The sequence below is a fragment of the Kribbella yunnanensis genome (assembly GCF_039529655.1).
Classification (GTDB): Bacteria; Actinomycetota; Actinomycetes; order Propionibacteriales; family Kribbellaceae; genus Kribbella; species Kribbella yunnanensis.
The window spans coordinates 531142-551140 of sequence record NZ_BAAANF010000017.1 but is presented as its reverse complement, the minus strand read 5'-3'; the positions used below and the strand labels follow the sequence as shown (position 1 = coordinate 551140).

21 protein-coding genes are annotated in these 19999 nt (G+C 67.2%); 6 read left to right on the top strand and 15 right to left on the bottom strand.

Going from position 1 to position 19999, the window contains the following annotated elements; genetic code table 11:
* Positions 1–11: 11 nt before the first annotated feature.
* The 7 genes from ABD231_RS25970 to ABD231_RS25940 form a co-directional block, all read right to left on the bottom strand.
* Positions 12–308, bottom strand: coding sequence for a hypothetical protein (locus ABD231_RS25970; RefSeq protein ID WP_344157238.1), 297 nt, complete (start codon positions 306–308; stop codon positions 12–14).
* Positions 309–335: 27 nt separating this feature from the next.
* Positions 336–1367, bottom strand: coding sequence for an acetate/propionate family kinase (locus ABD231_RS25965; protein WP_344157235.1), 1032 nt, complete (start codon positions 1365–1367; stop codon positions 336–338).
* Positions 1355–3721 (bottom strand): phosphoketolase family protein, encoded by a 2367-nt coding sequence (locus ABD231_RS25960; RefSeq protein WP_344158208.1) that lies wholly within the window; start codon positions 3719–3721, stop codon positions 1355–1357. The genes ABD231_RS25965 and ABD231_RS25960 overlap by 13 nt, the downstream gene beginning before the upstream one ends.
* Before the next feature lie 22 nt (positions 3722–3743).
* Entirely contained in the window at positions 3744–4073 is a 330-nt protein-coding gene (locus tag ABD231_RS25955) for a hypothetical protein (RefSeq protein WP_344157233.1), read from the bottom strand.
* Between the two features lie 97 nt (positions 4074–4170).
* Positions 4171–5184, bottom strand: coding sequence for a DNA topoisomerase IB (locus ABD231_RS25950; RefSeq protein ID WP_344157232.1), 1014 nt, complete (start codon positions 5182–5184; stop codon positions 4171–4173).
* Complete coding sequence (locus ABD231_RS25945; RefSeq protein WP_344157229.1) at positions 5185–5850, bottom strand: DUF6766 family protein; 666 nt, start codon at positions 5848–5850, stop codon at positions 5185–5187.
* Between the two features lie 13 nt (positions 5851–5863).
* On the bottom strand, positions 5864–6007 hold the full coding sequence (locus ABD231_RS25940; RefSeq protein WP_344157226.1) for a GPGG-motif small membrane protein: 144 nt from the start codon (positions 6005–6007) through the stop codon (positions 5864–5866).
* Between the two features lie 202 nt (positions 6008–6209).
* Between ABD231_RS25940 and ABD231_RS25935 the strand changes: the two genes are divergently transcribed.
* Both ABD231_RS25935 and ABD231_RS25930 read left to right on the top strand, forming a co-directional pair.
* A complete protein-coding gene (locus ABD231_RS25935) occupies positions 6210–6368 on the top strand; it encodes a hypothetical protein (RefSeq protein WP_344157223.1) in 159 nt (52 codons plus the stop codon).
* A gap of 66 nt (positions 6369–6434) precedes the next feature.
* Complete coding sequence (locus tag ABD231_RS25930; RefSeq protein WP_344157220.1) at positions 6435–6767, top strand: DUF4260 family protein; 333 nt, start codon at positions 6435–6437, stop codon at positions 6765–6767.
* Positions 6768–6770: 3 nt separating this feature from the next.
* Here ABD231_RS25930 and ABD231_RS25925 read toward each other — a convergent pair whose 3' ends face one another.
* Positions 6771–7127 carry a hypothetical protein gene (locus ABD231_RS25925; RefSeq protein ID WP_344157217.1) on the bottom strand — a complete coding sequence of 119 codons (357 nt, stop codon included), beginning with the start codon at positions 7125–7127 and terminating at the stop codon, positions 6771–6773.
* Between the two features lie 470 nt (positions 7128–7597).
* Positions 7598–8761, bottom strand: a complete 1164-nt coding sequence (locus ABD231_RS25920; protein ID WP_344157214.1) for an acyl-CoA dehydrogenase family protein — start codon at positions 8759–8761, stop codon at positions 7598–7600.
* 134 nt (positions 8762–8895) lie between these two features.
* Here ABD231_RS25920 and ABD231_RS25915 point away from each other — a divergent pair, with 134 nt between their 5' ends.
* Complete coding sequence (locus tag ABD231_RS25915; RefSeq protein WP_344157211.1) at positions 8896–10233, top strand: UDP-glucose dehydrogenase family protein; 1338 nt, start codon at positions 8896–8898, stop codon at positions 10231–10233.
* A 387-nt stretch (positions 10234–10620) separates the two neighbouring features.
* On the opposite strand, the gene ABD231_RS25910 is transcribed toward ABD231_RS25915, so the two are convergent.
* From ABD231_RS25910 to ABD231_RS25900, 3 genes are all read right to left on the bottom strand, one after another.
* On the bottom strand, positions 10621–11838 hold the full coding sequence (locus ABD231_RS25910) for an MFS transporter (protein WP_344157209.1): 1218 nt from the start codon (positions 11836–11838) through the stop codon (positions 10621–10623).
* Positions 11839–11912: 74 nt separating this feature from the next.
* Positions 11913–12413 carry a 5-(carboxyamino)imidazole ribonucleotide mutase gene (gene purE, locus ABD231_RS25905; RefSeq protein WP_344157206.1) on the bottom strand — a complete coding sequence of 167 codons (501 nt, stop codon included), beginning with the start codon at positions 12411–12413 and terminating at the stop codon, positions 11913–11915.
* A 9-nt stretch (positions 12414–12422) separates the two neighbouring features.
* Positions 12423–13595, bottom strand: coding sequence for a 5-(carboxyamino)imidazole ribonucleotide synthase (locus ABD231_RS25900; RefSeq protein WP_344157203.1), 1173 nt, complete (start codon positions 13593–13595; stop codon positions 12423–12425).
* A 142-nt stretch (positions 13596–13737) separates the two neighbouring features.
* On the opposite strand from ABD231_RS25900, the gene ABD231_RS25895 reads away from it, so the two are divergent.
* Positions 13738–14292: a GtrA family protein gene (locus ABD231_RS25895; protein ID WP_344157200.1), complete on the top strand. Its 555-nt coding sequence runs from the start codon at positions 13738–13740 to the stop codon at positions 14290–14292.
* Here ABD231_RS25895 and ABD231_RS25890 read toward each other — a convergent pair.
* Positions 14289–14891 (bottom strand): PH domain-containing protein, encoded by a 603-nt coding sequence (locus tag ABD231_RS25890; protein WP_344157197.1) that lies wholly within the window; start codon positions 14889–14891, stop codon positions 14289–14291. The genes ABD231_RS25895 and ABD231_RS25890 overlap by 4 nt on opposite strands.
* A 158-nt stretch (positions 14892–15049) precedes the next feature.
* On the opposite strand from ABD231_RS25890, the gene ABD231_RS25885 reads away from it, so the two are divergent.
* Entirely contained in the window at positions 15050–16444 is a 1395-nt protein-coding gene (locus ABD231_RS25885) for an OFA family MFS transporter (RefSeq protein WP_344157194.1), read from the top strand.
* On the top strand, positions 16441–16548 hold the full coding sequence (locus ABD231_RS42235) for an MFS transporter small subunit (protein WP_425554207.1): 108 nt from the start codon (positions 16441–16443) through the stop codon (positions 16546–16548). Before ABD231_RS25885 ends, ABD231_RS42235 begins: the two co-directional genes overlap by 4 nt.
* Here the strand turns inward: ABD231_RS42235 and ABD231_RS25880 are convergent.
* Together ABD231_RS25880 and ABD231_RS25875 are read right to left on the bottom strand one after the other, a co-directional pair.
* Positions 16541–17338 (bottom strand): biotin--[acetyl-CoA-carboxylase] ligase, encoded by a 798-nt coding sequence (locus tag ABD231_RS25880; RefSeq protein WP_344157191.1) that lies wholly within the window; start codon positions 17336–17338, stop codon positions 16541–16543. The genes ABD231_RS42235 and ABD231_RS25880 overlap by 8 nt on opposite strands.
* On the bottom strand, positions 17338–19965 hold the full coding sequence (locus ABD231_RS25875; RefSeq protein WP_344157188.1) for a phosphoenolpyruvate carboxylase: 2628 nt from the start codon (positions 19963–19965) through the stop codon (positions 17338–17340). The genes ABD231_RS25880 and ABD231_RS25875 overlap by 1 nt, the downstream gene beginning before the upstream one ends.
* Positions 19966–19999 lie beyond the last annotated feature (34 nt).

The window sequence follows — 19999 nt, the reverse complement described above, 5'->3', positions numbered from 1 at the left end:
ATCTCGCATGGTCAGGTCTGATGATCGTCGTCGGGGTGATTCGCCTCCACCAGATCGACCCGCCGGCTCCGCACCATCCAGAAGGTACCGGCTCCGATGATGACGACCACGGCTACGGCTCCGATCACCACCCAGGACGCGCGGTTGTAGTCGTCAGCATCGGCGTCCTTGGGGTTGTTCGGTGTTGCCGTCGGCGTGGGCGTGGGTGCCACGGCCGCTGCGGCAAGGCCGGCGGTCAGGAAGAATCCGCTCAGCACGACGACCAGCACCGCAGCGACGCCGGCCAGGCGCCTGCTCAGGTAGCTCATGCCTCCCGGTACCCGATTTCCAGGTATTCACCGGTCGAGCAGTTGGCGGGCCTGGGCGGCCATCGTAAGGTCCTCGCGAGCCGGTACGACGTACGCCCGGACCGGCGACCCGGTTGCGGTGATGAGGTGGGCGCCGGTCTCGTTCGCCTCGGCGTCGAGGACGATACCGAGCCAGTCGAGTGCGCGACAGGCAGCTGCCCGCACTGGCGCGGAGTGCTCGCCGACACCGCCGGTGAAGACCAGCGCGTCGACACCTCCCAGCGCGGCGACCATCCGGGCGATCTCGCCGACGAGTCGATGCAGATAGACGTCGTACCCGAGCCGATTGCGGTCGCCATGCAACCCGGCCAGGATCTCCTCCAGATCGCCGGAGCCGGTCAGCCCAAGCAGACCGGACTCGTGCTCAAGAGCATCCGCAATCTCGTCGGCCTTGAGCCCGCCGGTCGTCTGCAACCACAGCAGCAGACCGGGATCAACCGAACCCGATCGCGTCGCCATCACCAACCCGTCGACCGGCGTGAACCCCATCGTGGTGTCCACGGAGATCCCGTTCTTGATAGCGCACAGCGATGCACCAGCACCGAGATGGCAGCTCACGATCCGCGGTGCGTCGACCGAGTGCGCGACGTACTCGTGGGAGAGGCCGTGGAAGCCGTACTTGCGCAGGCCGAATCGCTCCCGCCACTCCCCCGGCAGCGCGTACGTCGCCGCGGCCGCCGGGAGACTGCGGTGGTACGACGTGTCGAAGCAGGCGAGCACGGGACGATCGCCCTGCCGCGACGCCCGGATCAGTTCGAGGGCTCGCGGTTGATGCAAAGGGGCCAAGGGCACCAATTCCTCGATCGCCGCCTCCACCTCGTCGTCCACCAGCACCGCGCCCTCGAACCGCGAGCCGCCATGGACGACTCGGTGGACGATCGCGTCCGCCTTCAGCTCCGACAACGCGTCGCCGGATCCGTCCCAGTCCGAGATGGATCGCTCGTCCAGTACGGCGTCGTTCGGGCCGAGCACTCGCAGTTTGAGGCTGGAGGACCCGGCGTTGACGATCAGGAGGTCCATCGCCAGTCCCGGACCTCCGGCATGTCTTCGCCGTGTTCGGTGACATACGCGCGATGCCGAGTCCGCTGATCCGCGAAGTACTGCCGGGTCGACACCGCCCGCGTCCCGAGTGACGGCACCCGGTCGATCACGTCCATCGCCAGGTGATAGCGGTCGAGGTTGTTCAGAACCACCATGTCGAACGGCGTGGTCGTCGTACCCTCCTCGATGTAGCCGCGCACGTGCAGGTTGTCGTGCCCGTTCCGGCGGTAGGTCAGCCGATGGATCAGCCACGGATAGCCGTGGTACGCGAAGATGATCGGCTTGTCGGTGGTGAACAACGCGTCGAACTCCCGGTCCGGCAACCCGTGCGGATGCTCGGTCGCATCCTGCAAACGCATCAGGTCCACCACGTTCACCACGCGGATCCGCAACTCTGGCAGGTGTTCTCTTAGCAGGCTGACCGCAGCAAGCGTCTCCATCGTCGGTACGTCGCCCGCGCAGGCCATCACCACATCCGGATCACCGTTGTCGTTGCTGGCGAAGTCCCAGACCCCGATGCCCCGTGCGCAATGCAGAGCGGCCGACTCCCAGTCCAGCCAGTTCGGCTGCGGTTGCTTGCCTGCGACAACGACGTTGATGTAGTTGCGGGTCCGCAGGCAGTGATCCATTGTCGAGAGCAACGTGTTCGCGTCCGGCGGCAGGTAGACCCGCACGACCTCCGCCTTCTTGTTCACCACATGGTCGATGAACCCTGGATCCTGATGCGAGAAACCATTGTGGTCCTGGCGCCAGACATGCGAGGTGAGCAGGTAGTTCAGCGACGGGATCGGCTGCCGCCAGCCCACCCGATTGATCGTCTTCAGCCACTTCGCGTGCTGGTTCACCATCGAATCCACGATGTGCACAAAGGCCTCGTACGACGAGAAGACCCCGTGCCGGCCGGTCAGCAGGTAACCCTCCAGCCAGCCCTGACACGTGTGCTCACTGAGGATCTCGAACACCCGGCCGTCAGCAGCGAGGTGCTCATCGGTCTCCCGGCGGTTGGCCAGCCAGGCCTTGTCCGTCACGTCATAGACCGCGTTCAGCCGATTCGACTCGGTCTCATCCGGCCCGAAAAGCCTTAAATTACTGGGATTCAGCACGACGGTGTCTCGGAGGAAGGCTCCGAACACCTTCGTTGGCTCACCATCCTCGGCACCGGGTGCCTTCACCGGTACGGCGTACTCCGCGACCGGCGGCAGCACGAGATCACGCGCGACCAGCCCACCGTTGGCATGTGGCGAGGAGCCCATTCGCAACTGCGGACTCGGCGCGAGCTCCAGCAGGCTGTCAACCGGTCGACCGATGTCGTCGAACAACTCTTCCGGCCGATAGCTGCGCAGCCAGGACTCCAGTTGGCGCAGATGGTCCTCGTCCGTGCGGACGCCGGACAACGGCACCTGATGGGCCCGCCAGGTGTCTTCGATCGGTTCGCCGTCAACGATCGCCGGACCAGTCCACCCCTTCGGCGTTCGCAGCACGATCATCGGCCAGGCGACTCTCGTCGGTGGCGTGTCCGCCGACCGTGCCTCGCGCTGGATCTCGTCGATCCGATCCAGACACGCGTCCAGCGCGGCCGCCATCGCCTGATGCACGACCGCCGGATCCGAACCCTCGACGAGATACGGCTCGTGACCGTACCCGCGCAGCAGCGACGTCAGCTCCTCGTCGCCGATCCGCGCCAGCACAGTCGGGTTGGCGATCTTGTAGCCGTTCAGATGCAGGATCGGCAGTACGGCGCCATCCCGCGCGGGGTTGAGGAACTTGTTCGAGTGCCACGACGCCGCCAGCGGGCCGGTCTCGGCCTCGCCATCACCAACCACACAGGCCACGATGAGGTCCGGGCTGTCGGCAGCAGCGCCGTACGCGTGACTCAGCGAATAGCCCAGCTCACCGCCCTCGTTGATCGAGCCGGGGACGTCGGCCGCGACATGGCTGGGGATGCCGCCGGGGAACGAGAACTGCTTGAACAGCCGGGCCATCCCCTGCTCATCCTGCGTGGTGTTGGGATACGCCTCGGTCCAACTGCCCTCGAGCCAGGTGTTCGCCACGATCGCCGGGCCGCCGTGACCGGGGCCGATCACCGCCATCAGGTGCCGATCACGCTGCCGGATCACGCGGTTGAGGTGGGTGTAGACCAGGTTCAGCCCAGGCGTCGTACCCCAATGGCCGAGCAGCCGCGGCTTGATGTGCTCCGGCCGCAACGGCTCCTTCAGCAACGGGTTCGCCAGCAGGTAGATCTGACCCACCGACAGGTAGTTGGCGGCGCGCCAGTAGGCGTCGATCCCCTGCAGTTCGTCGTCACTCAGCGGCCGGGCCTCGGCCTGCGGCATCGTCACGAATCTCCTCTTTCCGTCAGAAACCCAAGGTCTCCAGCAACTCCGAGACCTCGGGAGTGGACGCGGTCACGTCCAGATGGCAGCTGGCCGACCAGCAACGCCGTTCGGCCACGTCCAGCAGGTGCGGCAGGATCTCGTGATCGACCGGACCGAGCCCGGCCTCGAGCGAGATCACGATCCGGCGGGTCCGCCGGTCGCAGGCATCCACCAGGAGCTCGCGAGTCGCGGACGACACCACCTCGCTCAGCTGTGCGTCGATCACTATCCGTACCTGGGTGCCGGCGCGCTCCAGGCGCACCCCCGGATCGTTCGCTGGTTCGTACGTCTCGTGTTCCAGAACCGTCATGGTTCGCGACCTCCGCCACTACATGCCAAACCCGCCCCTGCCTGACGAGTCGTCTGCCGGTACCCAGACCGCCCGGCGGCAATCGCCGTACGGAGGGTCAGCGGGAGTCGCGGTCGAGGAGACGGTTGGTGGCGCGTTCGAGAGTGGCTCTGGTCTTGGGGTCCTCGAGGTCGGTGCCGGCGCGGTGGACGGCGGTGGTGATGGTGTGGCCGTGCTCGTACTGCTCGATCACGCGAGGATCGACGTACGACGTCCTGGCGACGGCCGGCGTATTGCCGAGATGGTCCGAGACCTCCTCCAGCATGTCGCCGATCGCCTCGTTGAGGGCCTTCTTCGTGGTCGGCGGGTCGGCTTCGGCCAGGTCGACGGCGGCATGCACGGTCGCCGTCCAGGTCCGGAGGTCCTTCACGGTGTAGTCGTCGCCGACGAGCTCCTGGAAGCGTTCGTTGACATCGTCGGCGTCGATCTCGTGGTAGCCGTCCTTGTCGCGGTAGACGAGCAGGAGCGGACTCTTGTGGCGACCGCGTTTCAGCGAACGCACCGCGGTGGCGAGGCGGGTGTCCTCGAGTTCGAGCGTGCGCTGCACACCGCCCTTCGCGACGAAGTCGAAGACCACCTTGCCCTTGCTCACCCGCACGTCCTCACGCAGCAGCGTGGCGGCACCGCGGCTGCCGTAGTCGTCGGCGTACTCGGTGTTGCCGGTCCGGAAGACGCCGTAGTCGAGCATCCGCAGCGCGACGGCCAGGACCTTCTGGCGGCTCAGACCGCGGGTACACAGATCCGCGTCGACCGATTCCCGGAACGCCGGCAGCCGGCGAGACAGTTGGCGGACTCGATCGTGCTTGTCGGCATCCTGCGCCGTACGCCAGTCGTCGTGGTACAGGTACTGCCGCCGCCCGGCCTCGTCGGTGCCGAGCGCCTGGAGGTGACCGTTCGGGTGCGGGCAGATCCACACCTCGGTCCAGGCCGGGGGAATGGCCAGCGACCGGATCCGCTCGACGACATCGGGATCGCGGATCACGTTGCCCTTGGCATCCAAGTAGGAGAAGCCACGGCCATGCCCCCGGCGACTGAAACCGGGTTTGTCGGGATGACTACGACGAAGTCGCATTCATTCCCCTGTTTGGCTGTTGGGCGCATGAACGGGTTTGGACTGCGACGACTTCCGCTGCCGCAGGTAGATGGATCCACCGACGATCGCGGCAACCGCGAGGAACTCGCTCTGCCAGTTCTGGAACGACTCGAACCAGAACTGCGACGTACCGACGTACTGCCACGCACTGACCGCCGTACCACCGTGAAGCTGTTGATCCTCGCTGTAAGCGCCCGCCCCGGTCACCGCATGCAGCCAGAACGACAGCAGGAACACGATCCCGAACGCGATCGCCAACGAGTTCTCGTACAACCGCAACACCAACTCCGACCCATGCCGCACCGGCCAAGGGGCCTGCGGATCATCGCGGTGATCCCGCGGATCCTCGTCCTGCGGCGAAGCCTCATCGATCGGCCGCGACTCCGCAGAGCCCTTCTGGATCAGGAATGTCGTGAGCAACACGTACATCCCCATCTGCAAGAACTCCGACTCCCAGTTCTCGAAGACCGTCTCCCCGAACGACGAAGAACCGGCGTACTGGACCAACGACTGCGCCGCCTGCCCATGATCAGCCAGTTCCCCGTTCTCATGCGCATGCCCAGTCAGCAGGACACCGATGAGGAAGAGCGCGAACAACCCCAGATTCACCAACAGCAACGCGCGCACCCGCGCCCAACGCCTCATGGCACCGTTTCGGCTACGTGAAGATGCTGACGCCACCTGGGCCGACCAGCAGTCCGACCACGATCAGCACGATCCCCCAGGTCAGCGCGCCCCGCACGATCGAGACGATCCCGGAGATCACCAGGATCGCGGCGATGAGCCACAACACGAACATCATCAGATACCCCTTCGCTCAGGCCCCGTGACTGATCCACCGGTACCCGGCCCTATGCGTGATTGAGGGATGGGTACCGCCCTCGCAGGGCTTCATTGCGGTCGCGTGAAGGTCCGGAGTCCCTGTAACGAACGCTTGACCTCCAGCGATGTCCAGACGAGAGCCCGCACCGGCAGTTCGGACTGACTTGTTGAACGAGACCAACGTGCCAAGCCCCACCGGCACCACGACCGGTCACGACTTCGTGACCGATCCGGGCGACGGCCTGCTCTACTGCACCCGCTGCCCGATGGTCGCCTACGACCTCGCCGACGCCGCCACCGAGCCGGAGTGCCCCCTCCCCCTGGACATCTGGTCGGTCTAGGGGCGATCTGTCAGCTAGCTGCCATAGGGTGCTGCTGCCAACGGTCAGCCGCCACCTGGGAGTCCAATGTCTGTCGTCCAACGGGTGGCCTGGGCCGCCCTGGCGCTCTTCCTCCTGGCGTTCACCGTCCTCGAGGTCATCAACCACGGCATCCCCGCACTGATCGCCGCACTCCTCTTCCTGATCGCCCCCGACCTCCCCCTGCTCATCGGCGGCCGCTACTACAACCTCGTCCACCGACCATGGATCCCACTAGCTGTCCTAGTGATCTACAGCGCCGGCCTACTAGGCGACTGGGTCCCCCTCTTCACCGCACCCCTCGGCTGGCTGACGCACATAGCCCTAGACCGAACCTTCGGCTACAGCCTCCGCGATCGCGACGGCAACCGCCGTACATGACAGCTAGCACTTCCCCGGGCGGAAGATGTGTTCCGGCCCCGTTTCGTAGGCGTAGCGGCGCAGGCCGGTGGTGTACTCCACGCGGACACCCTCCAAGTACCCCTCGCCGAGAACGTCAGGCCGCTGAACGTGAACCACCAGCGAGGTCTCCGCTTTCCCAGCGAGCTCGGCGTCGACCGCCAACCTGACCTGGCTCGCATCGCCAGTGAAGGGCCCATCGCCGAAGTCCCAACCGGACTTACTGCCCGACTCCATCGGATCGGGAACGAGGAACGCACCCGCGTTTTCGAGATTACGAGCGCCGATCAGCTCAACCGCCGTGATCCGAACCGCCGCCGAGCTACCGTTCCTCAGGTACATATGGCCGACAGTCGCGTCCACCGACTCGCCGGCTGGGGCGCAGACCTTGCTCCCCCGCCCACTGTCCCCCAACGGCCCATCACCGTGCCGCACCCCTAAAAACCAGCCCCCTGCTGCAACCACCAGCACCAGCAACCCCACCACAAGAACCCGTGTACGCATCAGCCCCCCCCCCCCAGACTTTGCCCCCATTATCCGGATCGAGGGGTCCGCCAGCGCACCACGACGTGTCGACCGAACCCCGCAATCCGAAGCCGACAGCTCGTTGGTCGGTAACTTTTGGGCGCCATTTGCCCATTTCTTTCCGACTAACGCGTACGTCGAATTCGCGGCCATCCTCGGATCGGTCAGACCCGCCGCCAGCCGAGCCGCCTCACCGCGTGTTCCCGCGGATCGGCGGTGGGCGGGATCGCGTTGCGTGCCCGCGCCGGAGGCGCCAGAAGTACTGTCGCCGCCGGAGGTGGTGTCCTTTAGGCGAGGCCCTTGAGCAACTGGCGGGCCATGACGATTCGTTGGACCTGGTTGGTGCCTTCGTAGATTTGGGTGATTTTGGCGTCGCGCATCATGCGTTCGACGGGGTAGTCGTGGGTGTAGCCGTAGCCGCCTAGGAGTTGGACGGCGTCGGTGGTGACGGCCATGGCTACGTCGGAGGCGAAGCACTTGGCGGCGGCGCCGAAGTAGGTGAGGTTGGCGTCGCCGCGCTCGGACTTGGCGGCGGCGGCGTAGGTGAGCTGGCGGGCGGCTTCGATCTTCATGCCCATGTCGGCGAGCATGAACTGGAGGCCCTGGAACTCGGCGATCGCCTTGCCGAACTGCTTGCGCTCCTGGACATAGCCGAGCGCGTAGTCGAGTGCACCCTGGGCGATACCGAGGGCCTGGGCGGCGATCGTCACGCGGGTGTGGTCGAGCGTGGCCATCGCGGTGGCGAAGCCCGTGCCCTCAGAGCCGATCAGGCGATCGACCGGGATCCGGACGTTGTCGAGGTAGACCTCGCGGGTCGGGGAGCCCTTGATGCCGAGCTTCTTCTCGGGAGCACCGAACGACACACCGTCGTCGGACTTCTCCACCACGAACGCCGAGATGCCGCGCGAGCGGGCGTCCGGGTCAGTGACCGCGAAGACCGTGTAGTACTCGCTGACGCCGGCGTTGGTGATCCAGCGCTTCACGCCGTTCAGGACGTAGTGGTCGCCGTCCAGCACCGCGCGGGTCTTCATCGACGCTGCGTCCGAACCGGCCTCGGGCTCGGACAGGCAGTACGAGAACATCGCGTCACCGGCGGCCACCGGCGGCAGGTAGCGCTGCTTGACCTCCTCGGAGGCGGACAGCAGCAGCGGCAGCGAGCCGAGCTTGTTGACGGCCGGGATCAGCGAGGTCGAGGCGCAGGCCCGGGCGACCTCCTCGATCACGATCACGGTCGCGAGTGCATCCGCCCCGGCGCCGCCGTACTGCTCGGGGATGTGCGGGGCGTGGAAGTCCGAGGCCTTCAGCGCGTCGTACGACGCCTTCGGGAACTCGGCCAGCTCGTCCACGTCACCGGCGTTCGGCGCGACCTTGGCGTCGCAGACGTCGCGGACCGCCTCCCGGATCGCCTCGTGCTCCTCGGACAGCGCGTACAGGTCGAATGAGTTACTCACGAGTCACACAGTACGACGGACCGCGCCGTACCGGGAGTTGCCGGACGCCGAAAGTGACCAACAGCGCACGGTGTGATGGCCTTTGGCCATGAGCCGGTCACCGGGCGATAACCGCGGTGGGTAGAGTCCCCGGCATGAGTGAAGCGACCTCCCGCCCGCTGCGGATCGCCGTGATCGGCACCAACTACCTCGGCGCGAACACCGCTGCCGGGATGGCCGAGTTCGGCTTCGACGTCGTCGGGGTCGAGATCGACGAGCACCGGCTGAAGCTGCTGAACGACGGCAAGGCGCCGCTGTACGAGCCCGGCCTGGACCCGCTGCTGAAGAAGCACGTCGACTCCGGCCGGCTGCGGTTCACCAAGGACTACACCGAGATCGCCGACTGGGCCGACGTGCACTTCATCTGCGTCGGCACCCCGCAACTGGAGGGCAGCGAGGCCGCCGACCTGACCCAGGTGCACTCGGTCGTCTCGATGCTCGCACCGCTGCTGACCCGCCCCACGCTGGTCGTCGGCCGCTCGACCGTCCCGGTCGGTACGTCGAAGGTCGTCGAAGCGCGGCTCCACGCCGAGGCCCCCGCGGGTACCGGTATCGAGATCGCCTGGCAGCCGGAGTTCCTCCGCGAGGCGCACGGGGTCGACGACACCCTGCACCCGGACCGGCTGGTCTTCGGTGTGCAGTCGGCGGAGGCGGAAGCGCGGTTGCGCGAGGTCTTCGCGACGCCGATCGGCGAGGGTACGCCGGTAGTCGTCTGCAACCTGCCGACCGCCGAGCTGGTCAAGGGCGGAGCGAACGCCTTCCTGGCCACGAAGATCTCGTTCATCAACGCGCTCGCCGAGATGGCCGACGCGACCGGTGCCGATGTGACCCAGTTGGCCGACGCGCTGGGTTACGACAAGCGGATCGGCCGCGGGATGCTGTACGCCGGTCCCGGGTACGGCGGTGGCTGCCTCCCGAAGGACCTGCGCGCGTTCATGCACCGCGCCGGTGAACTCGGTGTCGAAGAGGTCATCACGCTGCTGCGCGAGGTCGACGACATCAACCAGCGCCGCCGCGCCGGTCTCGTCGACATCACCCACGAGATGCTCGGTGGGGTCTGGGCCGGCAAGAACGTCGCCGTCCTCGGTGCCGCCTTCAAGGCCGGTACGGACGATGTCCGCGACTCGCCCGCCCTCGACGTGGCCGGCCGCATCTCCCTGCACGGCGCCACCGTCACCGTCTACGACCCCGAGGCCATGGAGAACGCCCGCAAGGTCCGCCCGACCCTGCGCTACGCCTCCTCCGCCGCCGAGGCCTGCATCGGCGCCCACGCCGTACTCCACCTGACCGAGTGGCCCGAATTCCGCGAGCTCGACCCAGCCGCCCTCCGCGGCTCCGTCGAGTCCCCCGTCATCATCGACGCCCGCCTCCTCCTGGACGCCGCCAAGTGGCGAGCCGCCGGCTGGACCTACCGAGCCCCCGGCAAGCCCTAACCCTCCACACAAGCCGGTACGACGTTGAGCACGGTTCACCCATCTGCGCGCCCGAAAGGTGGTCAAGAGGTGCTCAAGGTGAGCCGCCCCGGTCGACCTTGAGCACCGTTCAACCGTTTCGGCGGGGCTCAGATGGTTGATGGGTGCCCAAGGTGATCGCCGACCCACGATCTCGGTCCCCCGGGGCGGTGACCGCGGCTCCACGCTGCCTGGGGTGACCGGGCTTTGGTTGCCGTGCGGGGAAGACTCGGTCGGCAGGTGACCCGACTCCGGCCCGGTCCATCTCGTAGGTTCCCCCATGAGGTTGCGGGTTCCCCACCCGCATGCGAGTACAGAACCCACAAGCGGATGGGTGAACCCAGCAGATGGGGAAGGGGGCGGGCGGGGTTAGGAGACGGTGGCGGTGCGGATTACTCGGCGGCTTAGGGCTACTGCGCCGATTAGGGCTACGGCCACTCCGATTCCTAGGCAGACGCCGGTGATGCCTACGGACTGGTCGGAGATCCAGCCGAGGAGGGGGTTCATGACTACCAGGGCGAGGCTTTGGCAGAGGACTATGACCGACTGCAGGCGGGACTGGTAGCCGCGTTCTACTGAGTTCATCAGGAGCGGCAACACGTGGCCTGTGAAGGCGCCTACGCCTATTCCGCTGATGATGGCGGCGGCGATGGTGAGGGGGATGGAGTCGACGATCGAGAGGCCGATGTAGCCGATGGCGGCGCCGAAGAGGCCGAGCATGGCTACTACGCCGGGGCGCTGGAAGGCGCCGCGGACGAGGATGCGGACTGAGACGACGCCGACGCCGAGGCTGCGGGTGGCGATGACCAGGCCAGCCGTCTTGGCGTCCCATTCGTGGTGACGGGCTAGCAGGGGCAGGACTAGGGAGTCCATTGGCATCAGCAGGCCGGCCGCGAGGGTCATCGTGATCAACAACGCCCGGGTCAGGGGTTTGCCGAAGGCGATTCGGAGGCCTTCGGCGATTGACTTGAAGATGCCTGCCTGGTTGGGCGGGGCTGGAGCGGTGGACGTCCGCAGGACCAGCAGTACGGCGATCATGATCGCGAAGGTGATTGCGTCGAAGGCCGCGGCCGCGGTGAGCCCGGACCACGTGACGAGGATGCCGCCGACCGCCGTACCGGTGACTGCGAAGACGACTCCGGTCACCTGAAAGCTGGCCAGGGCCCGCGGGACCTGCTGCGGCGGGACCAGGAGCCGCGGCATCGCGCGGGACGACGGGAGGAAGAACGCGTCGATCACACCGACGACGAGCGCCAGGCAGACCAGCAGCCACACCGGCTCACCAGCGGCCAGCGTCGCCGGAACCAGCGCGCCGGTGACGAGGAACATCGCCGTACAGCTGATCAGCAGCACGCGCGGTGCGCCGAAGCGGTCGCCGACTGCGCCGCCTACCAGCAGCAGCGCAGCACGTGGCGCAGCGGCGAGTAGCAGGATCAGGCCGGCCACGCTGCCGCCGTGCTTACTGGCTGACCAGCCGATCGCAAAAGTGATCGTGAGGTCGCCGAGGAGGGACACGGCAGCACCGAACAACCAGATCCAATACCGGACCGGTATGCGTTGCGTGTCCGAATCAGCGGGCGGAGTCACGATCGACGACCTTAGACGACAAACGGGTGGGATCTGACGACTACCCCACGAAGCCGGTCAAAAACCGGCCGAGGTCAGGATTTACGCAGGTCTGTCGCCCCGTCACGCACCGTAGCACCCTTGCCCCGGGCAAGTTCGGCGAGCGACTCCTGGAACGCGATCATCTTGTCCCGCAGCTTCTCGTCCGAGGCGGCCAGGATCCGTACGGCGAGCAGCCCGGCGTTCTTGGCGTTACCGATCGACACCGTCGCGACCGGTACCCCGGCCGGCATCTGCACAATCGACAGCAGCGAGTCCATCCCGTCGAGGTATTTCAGCGGCACCGGCACCCCGATCACCGGCAGCGGGGTCACCGACGCCAGCATGCCCGGCAGGTGCGCGGCCCCGCCGGCGCCGGCGATCAGCACCTTGAGACCGCGTTCGTGAGCTGACCGTCCGTAGTCGATCATCTCGGTCGGCATCCGGTGCGCGGAGATGACGTCTGCCTCAAAGGGCACATCGAACTCGACACACACCTCGGCCGCCGCCTTCATCGTCGGCCAGTCCGAGTCCGACCCCATCACAATCCCGATCATCAGGAACCCTTACTCGTCAATCGTTCCGGTCAGATAAGCCGCCGCATGCCGTGCCCGCTCCCGCGTTTCCTCCAACGAGTCCCCGTACGCCGTCACGTGGCCGACCTTGCGCCCCGGCTTCACGGACTTCCCGTAGAAGTGAACCTTCAGCCCCGGATCGCGCGCCATACAGTGCAGCAACCCGCGATGCATGTCCTCGACATCACCGCCGAGCACATTCACCATCACCGTGTACGGCGCTCGCGCAGCCGGCGACCCGAGTGGCAGATCGAGCACCGCCCGCAGGTGGTTCTCGAACTGCGAGGTGACCGCGCCGTCGATCGACCAGTGGCCGGTGTTGTGCGGACGCATCGCGAGCTCGTTGACCAGCAGTCGCCCGTCCCGCGCCTCGAACATCTCGACCGCGAGGATCCCGACCACACCGAGCTCACCAGCGATCCGCAGCGCGGTCTGCTGAGCCTGCGCAGCCTGCTCAGCAGCGAGCCCGGGAGCAGGCGCGGTGACCTCGACACAGATCCCGTCCCGCTGAACGGATTCGACGATCGGGTACGCGACGGCCTGCCCGTGCGGCGAGCGCGCCACGATGGCCGACAGCTCGCGAACGAAGTCGACCTTCTCCTCGGCCAGGATCGGTACGCCGCTCCTGAAGGCGACCGCGATCGCTTCATCGTCCGGCCCGTCGACGAACCACACGCCCTTGCCGTCGTACCCGCCACGAGTGGTCTTCAGGATGATCGGGAACCCGCCGACCCGCTTGGCGAAGTCGGCCACCTCAGCCGCAGAGGACACCACCTGATGAGCCGGCGACGGCGCGTCGAAGCTGTCCAGCCGGCTCCGCATGACCGCTTTGTCCTGCGCGTGCACGAGCGCGTCGGGTCCCGGGAAAACCTTTACGTTTTCGGCCTCGAGCGCGCGAAGCAGATCGGTCGGCACGTGCTCGTGGTCGAACGTGACCACGTCGCACTCCGCCGCGAACCGCCGTACCGTCTCGGCGTCCTTGTAGTCGCCCACGGGCGCATCCGCCACCGCCTGAGCAGCCGAAACCGTCGGCCCCTCGGCCAGCACCCGCAGCTGCACGCCGAGCGCGATCGCGGTCTCCTGCGTCATCCGGGCCAGCTGCCCGCCGCCGACCATGCCGACCACGGGAGTTCCGACCGGCAACTCATCTCGCGAAAACTTCACGAACGTGAGCCTAATGTCCATACATCACCACCCGTACGGCGGCCACCTGAGCGCGCCGACGATTTCGGCGCAGGACTGGTCGCCGGGTACCGTGGGACAGCCCCCGCCGTTGCGGCTTGATCACAGAAAGTGCCGGAGACCGTTGAAGCTCGTCACCAAGTTGTACCGCCAGGTCGAGCACCTGGTGCACGAAGTGGCCAAGTTCGGTCTGGTCGGTCTGCTCGGTCTGGTCGTCGACCTGCCGATCTACAACTGGCTGGTCTTCGACAACCCGCTGGTGCTCGCGGACTCCGGCGAGGGCATGCTGCACCACAAGCCGCTGACCGCGAAGCTGATCTCCACCACGATCGCCACCGTCGCGACGTACTTCGGCAACCGGTACTGGACCTGGCGGCACCGCGAGCGCAGCGGCCTGCACCGTGAGTACGTGCTGTTCTTCGTGCTGAACGGCATCGGCCTGCTGATCGCGGCCGGCTGCCTGGCCTTCTCGCGCTACGTGCTCGACCTGCACACCTGGCTGTCCGACAACATCGCCGCGAACTTCGTCGGCCTGGGGCTCGGCACGCTCTTCCGGTTCTGGTCGTACCGCAAGTTCGTCTTCCGCGAAGAGATCCTCCTCGACGAGATCGAGCACCCGGAGCACGCCCCCGCCAAGGACCTCGACCCCGATACCGGAGAGCTGCCGGTCGTCCGCTAGCGGTCGGAGCTGAAGATGGTTCCACCCTCGTCCGGATCGGCCGGTTTCGCGTTGCGACGCTGATGTTCCGGCGGCTGCTCGTCGTCGAGGATGCCGTCACCCGGCCGCCCTTCGGGGCCGCCGAAGAGCAGGTCGGACATCTGCAGGTGCACGTGCTCGACATGCGGTACGTCGGGCAGTACCACCTGACCGCGTTCACCGGCCGACTCGATGTGGAGGGTTCCGCAGCGCAGAATGCGGTCCATCAGACCGTGCTCGTACGAGACGTCGTTGATCCGCATCAGCGGGATGTCGCGGCCGGTCCGGGTGAGGATGCCGTGCCGGGTGATCAGCCGGCGGTTCGTCAGCGTGTAGGTGGAGAAGAACCAGTTCAGGAACGGCTTGGCCGCGAACGCCACCAGCAGCACCACACCGACCGCCAGGATCGCGATCCGGGCCGGGGTCTGCAGGTTCCCGGCCGGCACGATCGCCGCCAGGAAGCCGCCACCGCCGGCCACCACGAGCAGCAGGAACACCGGGAAGATCAGTGCCTTCCAGTGCGTCCGGGTGCTGACGACGACGTACTCGTCCTCACCCAACAGTTTCGCCGAGATCGCCATGGCCCCAGTCTCACAGCTCACAGGGGCGCTGTCTCGCGCCGACACGAAAGGGCAAAGGAGGTAGTACAACACTTCACAAATTGCATACAGGTCGGCGAGGATGCGCGAGGGATACATGCGTTTGAACTGACAAACGCAGTTCTGAAGAAGGAGCCGTGATGGGCATCTTGTCGGTACTCGACCGGGAGCACACGGTCGCGCCCCCGGGATACAGCCGCTGGCTGATCCCGCCGGCCGCGCTCGCCGTCCACCTGTGTATCGGTCAGGCGTACGCCACCAGCGTCTACAAGACGTCGCTGGTGAAGCATTTCGATGCCAGCCTGACCTCGGTCGGAGTCGTCTTCAGCATCGCGATCGTGATGCTCGGCCTGTCCGCCGCCATCGGCGGCACCTGGGTCGAGCGCAGCGGTCCGCGGAAGGCGATGTTCGTCTCGGCCTGTTTCTGGGCCACCGGATTCCTGGTCGGTGCGCTCGGCATCGGAACCGGCCAGCTCTGGCTGCTCTACCTCGGGTACGGCGTGATCGGCGGCATCGGGCTGGGAATCGGCTACATCTCCCCGGTCTCGACGCTCATCAAGTGGTTCCCGGACCGGCCGGGTCTGGCCACCGGTCTGGCCATCATGGGCTTCGGCGGTGGCGCGCTCGTCGCCAGCCCGCTGTCGCGCCAACTGCTCAGCCTGTACGACTCGGGCTACGACCCGAACAACAGCAAGTCGCTCGCCGACGGCGGTGCCCTGGTGGCGCTGTTCCTGACGCTGGGCGTCGGCTACTTCGTGATCATGATGTTCGGTGTCTTCAACATCCGGGTCCCTGCCGACGGCTGGAAGCCGGACGGTTTCGACCCGTCGACGGTCAAGCAGAAGGCCCTCGTCACAACAGCAAGCGTCTCGGCCGCGAACGCGATCAAGACCCCGCAGTTCTGGTGCCTGTGGGTCGTGCTGCTGTGCAATGTGACCGCGGGCATCGGCATCCTCGAGCAGGCCAGCCCGATGATCCAGGACTTCTTCCGCGGCGCCGACGGCAAGTCGACGGTCGCCGTGGCGGCGGCTGCAGGCTTCGTCGGGTTGCTGTCGATCTTCAACATGGCCGGCCGGTTCATCTGGTCGAGTACGTCGGACGTCATCGGCCGCAAGCCGATCTACGCCATGTACCTCGGCATCGGCATGATCGCCTACTTCCTGCTGGCGACCGTCGGCCACAACGGCACCGCGATCTTCGTCCTGTTCGCGGCCGTCATCCTGTCCTTCTACGGCGGCGGGTTCGCCACGGTCCCGGCGTACCTGCGGGATCTCTTCGGCACCTACCAGGTCGGCGCGATCCACGGCCGGCTGCTCACCGCGTGGTCGGTGGCCGGTGTCGCCGGTCCGCTCATCGTGAACGGCTTCCTCGACCGTGAGGGCAAACCGGGCACGCTGACCGCCGAGGCGTATCGACCGGCGCTGTTCACGATGGTCGGCGTACTGGCCATCGGCTTCGTCGCCAACCTGCTGATCCGGCCGGTCGCCGCGAGGTTCCACGAGAAGTCCACAACCAGCGTGGAGGCAGCGAAATGAACCAGACCCCGCGCCTAGTGATCTCCTGGCTGCTCGTCGCCGTCCTGCTCGGCTATGGCATCGTCCAGACCCTGATCACCGCAGCCAAGCTGTTCACTAGCTAGTACGGAGATGTGTGACGTCCCCGGCGGCGAGAGTCCGCTCACCGTCGGGGGTGTCCACGATCAGCCGACCGTCATCGGCCAAGTCCCGGGCAGTGCCTTCCAGGAACGTCCCGTCCGGCAGCTCGACCCGAACAGCTCGGCCCAGCGTCGCCGACAGTTCCCGGTACTCCGGTAGCAGCCCAGTGGGATCGTCCAGCCAGCTGCGGTAGCGGGTCTCGAGCTCACGCAGTACGGCGGCTGCCACGGTGACCCGGTCGGTCGTGGCCGCGTTCTCCAGCGCCAACGAGGTCGCCGCGGGATGCGGCTTCTCGGACTCGCGCAGCGTCACGTTGAGTCCCACACCGACAACGACTGCCGGACTGTCGATCCGCTCCAGCAGAATGCCGGCCAGCTTCCGGTCCTCGACCAGTACGTCGTTCGGCCACTTCACCTGCGCGGGAATCTCCGCCACTCGCCGCACTGCCGCAGCCACCGCCAACGGCACCAGCAAACCGAGCCACGGCCACCGCTCCGGGTCCACTGCTGTCGGACGCAGCAGGGCTGACATCAACAGCGCAGAACGCGGTGGTGTCGTCCAGGTACGCCCGAGCCGACCACGGCCGGCGGACTGGTACTCAGTGAGCACCACAAGGCCTTCAGCAGCGCCCTCAGCCGCAGCCTTGGCCACGTCTGCGTTGGTCGACGGTGTGTCGGCCAGTACGTCGATCTGCGTCCACAGCGAGCCGGGGCGCACCAGCCGCCCACTCAGATAGCGTGCGTCGAGTGGCGGCCGTTCCAGGTCGTCGAACATCAGCCGGTGTTCTGCAGGCCGGCGGCGACACCAGAGACGGTCAGCAACAGCAACCGCCGGGTGCGAACGATCTGCTCCTCGGTGAGCGTGTCATCGGTGCGCAGCGTCCGCAGTGCACGCAACTGCAGGTAGCTGAGCGCGTCGACGTACGGGTTCCGCAGCTCGACCGCACGGCCCAGCACGCGGCGTCCGGCGAGCAGGCGCTCCTGGTTGAGCACCTTGAGCACCCACTCGGTGGTCAGCGCGTGCTCGTCGAGCATCAGCTGCGTCAGGTCGGCCCGGTCGCCCAGCTCCAGGTAGCGGCCGAGGATACGGCGGTCTGTCTTCGCCAGCGACATCTCGGCGTTCTCCAGCATCACCTGGAAGAGCGGCCAGTTCTGGTTCGCGTCCTGCAGTACGGCGACATCGTTGACCGCGGCCAGTGCGGAACCGAGGCCGTACCAACCCGGTGCGTTGACGCGCGCCTGCGACCACGCGAACACCCACGGGATCGCCCGCAGGTCCTCGAGCGACGAGACCGCGACACCACGACGGGCCGGTCGCGAACCGAGTGGCAGCTGCCCGAGCTCCTCCAGCGGAGTCACCCGGCCGAACCACTCCGCGAAGCCGTCCGCCTTCACGAGCCGGTGGTACGCCGTACGTGCCGCCTCGTCGAGTGTCTTCTCCATCACCGCGAAGCGATCCGCAGCCACGGCCGCGCGCTCCTCGATGGCCGGAGTGGACGCCAGCAGCGTTGCCGCGGTGACCTGCTCGATGTGCCGCTGGGCGATCGGTGCGTTGCCATAGCGAGCCGGAATGGCCTCGCCCTGCTCAGTCAGCTTGAAACGACCAGCCACCGAACCAGGGGCCTGGGCCAGCACCGCACGGTTCGCCGGACCGCCACCGCGTCCCAGTGCGCCACCACGGCCATGGAACAGGGTCAGGCGGATCGCATTGCGCTGGGCCCATGCGGTGATGCGCGCCTGGGCGTCGTACAGGGCGAGGGTGGCCGACACCGGGCCGACATCCTTGGCCGAGTCGGAGTAGCCGAGCATGACCTCGAAGCGGCGGTCATTCGCCGTGAGGCGGTGCCGGACCCGGGTGAGCTGGATGGCGTTGTCGAGCACCTCTACCGAGTTCTGCAGGTCCTCACCGGTCTCGAACAGCGGTACGACGTCCAGCTCGATCGGACGGCCGTCGAGCGCCGCATCGGCCAGCTCGTAGACAGCTGCCAGGTCACCGGCGTTCCGGGTGAACGAAACGACGTACCGGCGGCAGGCCTCGGGGCCGAAGCGCTGCTGGATCTGACCGATCACCCGCAGGGTCGCGAGGACCTCTTCGGTCTGGTCGGACAGCTCGCCGCCACCGAGCACCTCTTCGAGGGCCTTGGCGTGCACCGAGGAGTGCTGACGGACCTCCAGCTCGGCCAGGTGGAAGCCGAACGAGTTCACCTGCCAGATGAGCTGCTGCAGATCGCCGTACGCCTGCCGGGGCGCGCCTGCGGACACCAGCGAGTCCTGCAGCACCTTGAGCTCGTGCAGGAGGTCAGCTGCCCGCGGGTAGCCGAAGTCGGCGTCACGGGAGCGCGTAGCGGCCAGGCGGCGAGCCGCCAGCAGCAGGAGCTGCCGGTGCGGCTCGGACGGCGACCTGGTCTCGATGTCCGCGATCAGCTCGGGGTTAACCGCCCGGGCGTCCTCGAGGATCCGCCGTACCGGTGCGGACGGCGGAGTGGTCGCCGCGTCCAGCGTCAGCGCGCGGCCGAGCTCGTCGGTCGCCCGCTCAAGCGCGCGGAGCACGTGGTCGGCCTGGATCTGCATGGCCTCGCGGGTGATTGCCGCGGTGACGTTCGGGTTGCCGTCGCGGTCGCCGCCGATCCACGAGCCGAGGCGGACGAACGGCGCAACCACGGGCTGCCGCAGACCGGCGCCCTCACCGGCCAACGCGTCGTCGAGGCGCCGGTACACATTGCCGACCACGTCGAAGAGCGTCTCCTCGAACACGGCCATCGCCGAGCGCACCTCGTCCAGCGGCGACGGGCGGCTCTCGCGAAGCTGCGCGGTCCGCCAAAGGATGTCGACCTGCTCGATCAGGCGGCGCCGGTTCTCGGCCAGCTCGCTGTCGCCGGCCCGCGGGTCGTGGCGCTCCTCGAGCAAAGCGGAGATCCGCCGGATCGTCGCCAGTACGGCGCGCCGACGCGCCTCGGTCGGGTGCGCCGTCAGCACCGGGCGGAACTCCAGCCCGTTGAGCAATGCGCGCGCCTGCTGCTCACCGCTGTCACGGGAGATCTGCTCGACCGCCTGGGCCAGCTCCGAGGTGACCAGCGCGTTGTCGTCGCGGTCGCGCTCGCGCAGCACCCGGGCGCGGTGCAGCTCCTCGCTCAGGTTCGTGAGGTGGAAGTAGCAGCTGAACGCGCGGGCGACGTCCTCAGCCCGCTCGTGCGGCCAGGAGGCGACCAGCTGCTCGGCCGCTTCACCATCGCCGGCGATCGTGAGCTCACGGAGCCGCTCGACATCGTTGAGCAGCGGCTGACCGGCGTACTCGACGAGCACTTTGCCGAGGATCTCACCCAGCAGACGAACGTCGGCCCGCAGCTCTTCGGGCACCTCGAACCGCGCGCGGGTACGGGTCTCACTACCGGTCTCGGTCACGTTCGCCCACCCTAGCGAACGCACCCAGCTCACG

What these genes read in the sequence shown, in the direction of transcription:
- ABD231_RS25970 (WP_344157238.1), bottom strand. Translation starts at nt 308, where the DNA reads ATGAGCTACCTGAGCAGGCGCCTGGCCGGCGTCGCTGCGGTGCTGGTC.
- ABD231_RS25965 (WP_344157235.1), bottom strand. Translation starts at nt 1,367, where the DNA reads ATGGACCTCCTGATCGTCAACGCCGGGTCCTCCAGCCTCAAACTGCGA.
- ABD231_RS25960 (WP_344158208.1), bottom strand. Translation starts at nt 3,721, where the DNA reads ATGCCGCAGGCCGAGGCCCGGCCGCTGAGTGACGACGAACTGCAGGGG.
- ABD231_RS25955 (WP_344157233.1), bottom strand. Translation starts at nt 4,073, where the DNA reads ATGACGGTTCTGGAACACGAGACGTACGAACCAGCGAACGATCCGGGG.
- ABD231_RS25950 (WP_344157232.1), bottom strand. Translation starts at nt 5,184, where the DNA reads ATGCGACTTCGTCGTAGTCATCCCGACAAACCCGGTTTCAGTCGCCGG.
- ABD231_RS25945 (WP_344157229.1), bottom strand. Translation starts at nt 5,850, where the DNA reads ATGAGGCGTTGGGCGCGGGTGCGCGCGTTGCTGTTGGTGAATCTGGGG.
- ABD231_RS25940 (WP_344157226.1), bottom strand. Translation starts at nt 6,007, where the DNA reads ATGATGTTCGTGTTGTGGCTCATCGCCGCGATCCTGGTGATCTCCGGG.
- ABD231_RS25930 (WP_344157220.1), top strand. Translation starts at nt 6,435, where the DNA reads ATGTCTGTCGTCCAACGGGTGGCCTGGGCCGCCCTGGCGCTCTTCCTC.
- ABD231_RS25925 (WP_344157217.1), bottom strand. Translation starts at nt 7,127, where the DNA reads ATGTACCTGAGGAACGGTAGCTCGGCGGCGGTTCGGATCACGGCGGTT.
- ABD231_RS25915 (WP_344157211.1), top strand. Translation starts at nt 8,896, where the DNA reads ATGAGTGAAGCGACCTCCCGCCCGCTGCGGATCGCCGTGATCGGCACC.
- purE (WP_344157206.1), bottom strand. Translation starts at nt 12,413, where the DNA reads ATGATCGGGATTGTGATGGGGTCGGACTCGGACTGGCCGACGATGAAG.
- ABD231_RS25890 (WP_344157197.1), bottom strand. Translation starts at nt 14,891, where the DNA reads ATGGCGATCTCGGCGAAACTGTTGGGTGAGGACGAGTACGTCGTCGTC.
- ABD231_RS25885 (WP_344157194.1), top strand. Translation starts at nt 15,050, where the DNA reads ATGGGCATCTTGTCGGTACTCGACCGGGAGCACACGGTCGCGCCCCCG.
- ABD231_RS42235 (WP_425554207.1), top strand. Translation starts at nt 16,441, where the DNA reads ATGAACCAGACCCCGCGCCTAGTGATCTCCTGGCTGCTCGTCGCCGTC.
- ABD231_RS25880 (WP_344157191.1), bottom strand. Translation starts at nt 17,338, where the DNA reads ATGTTCGACGACCTGGAACGGCCGCCACTCGACGCACGCTATCTGAGT.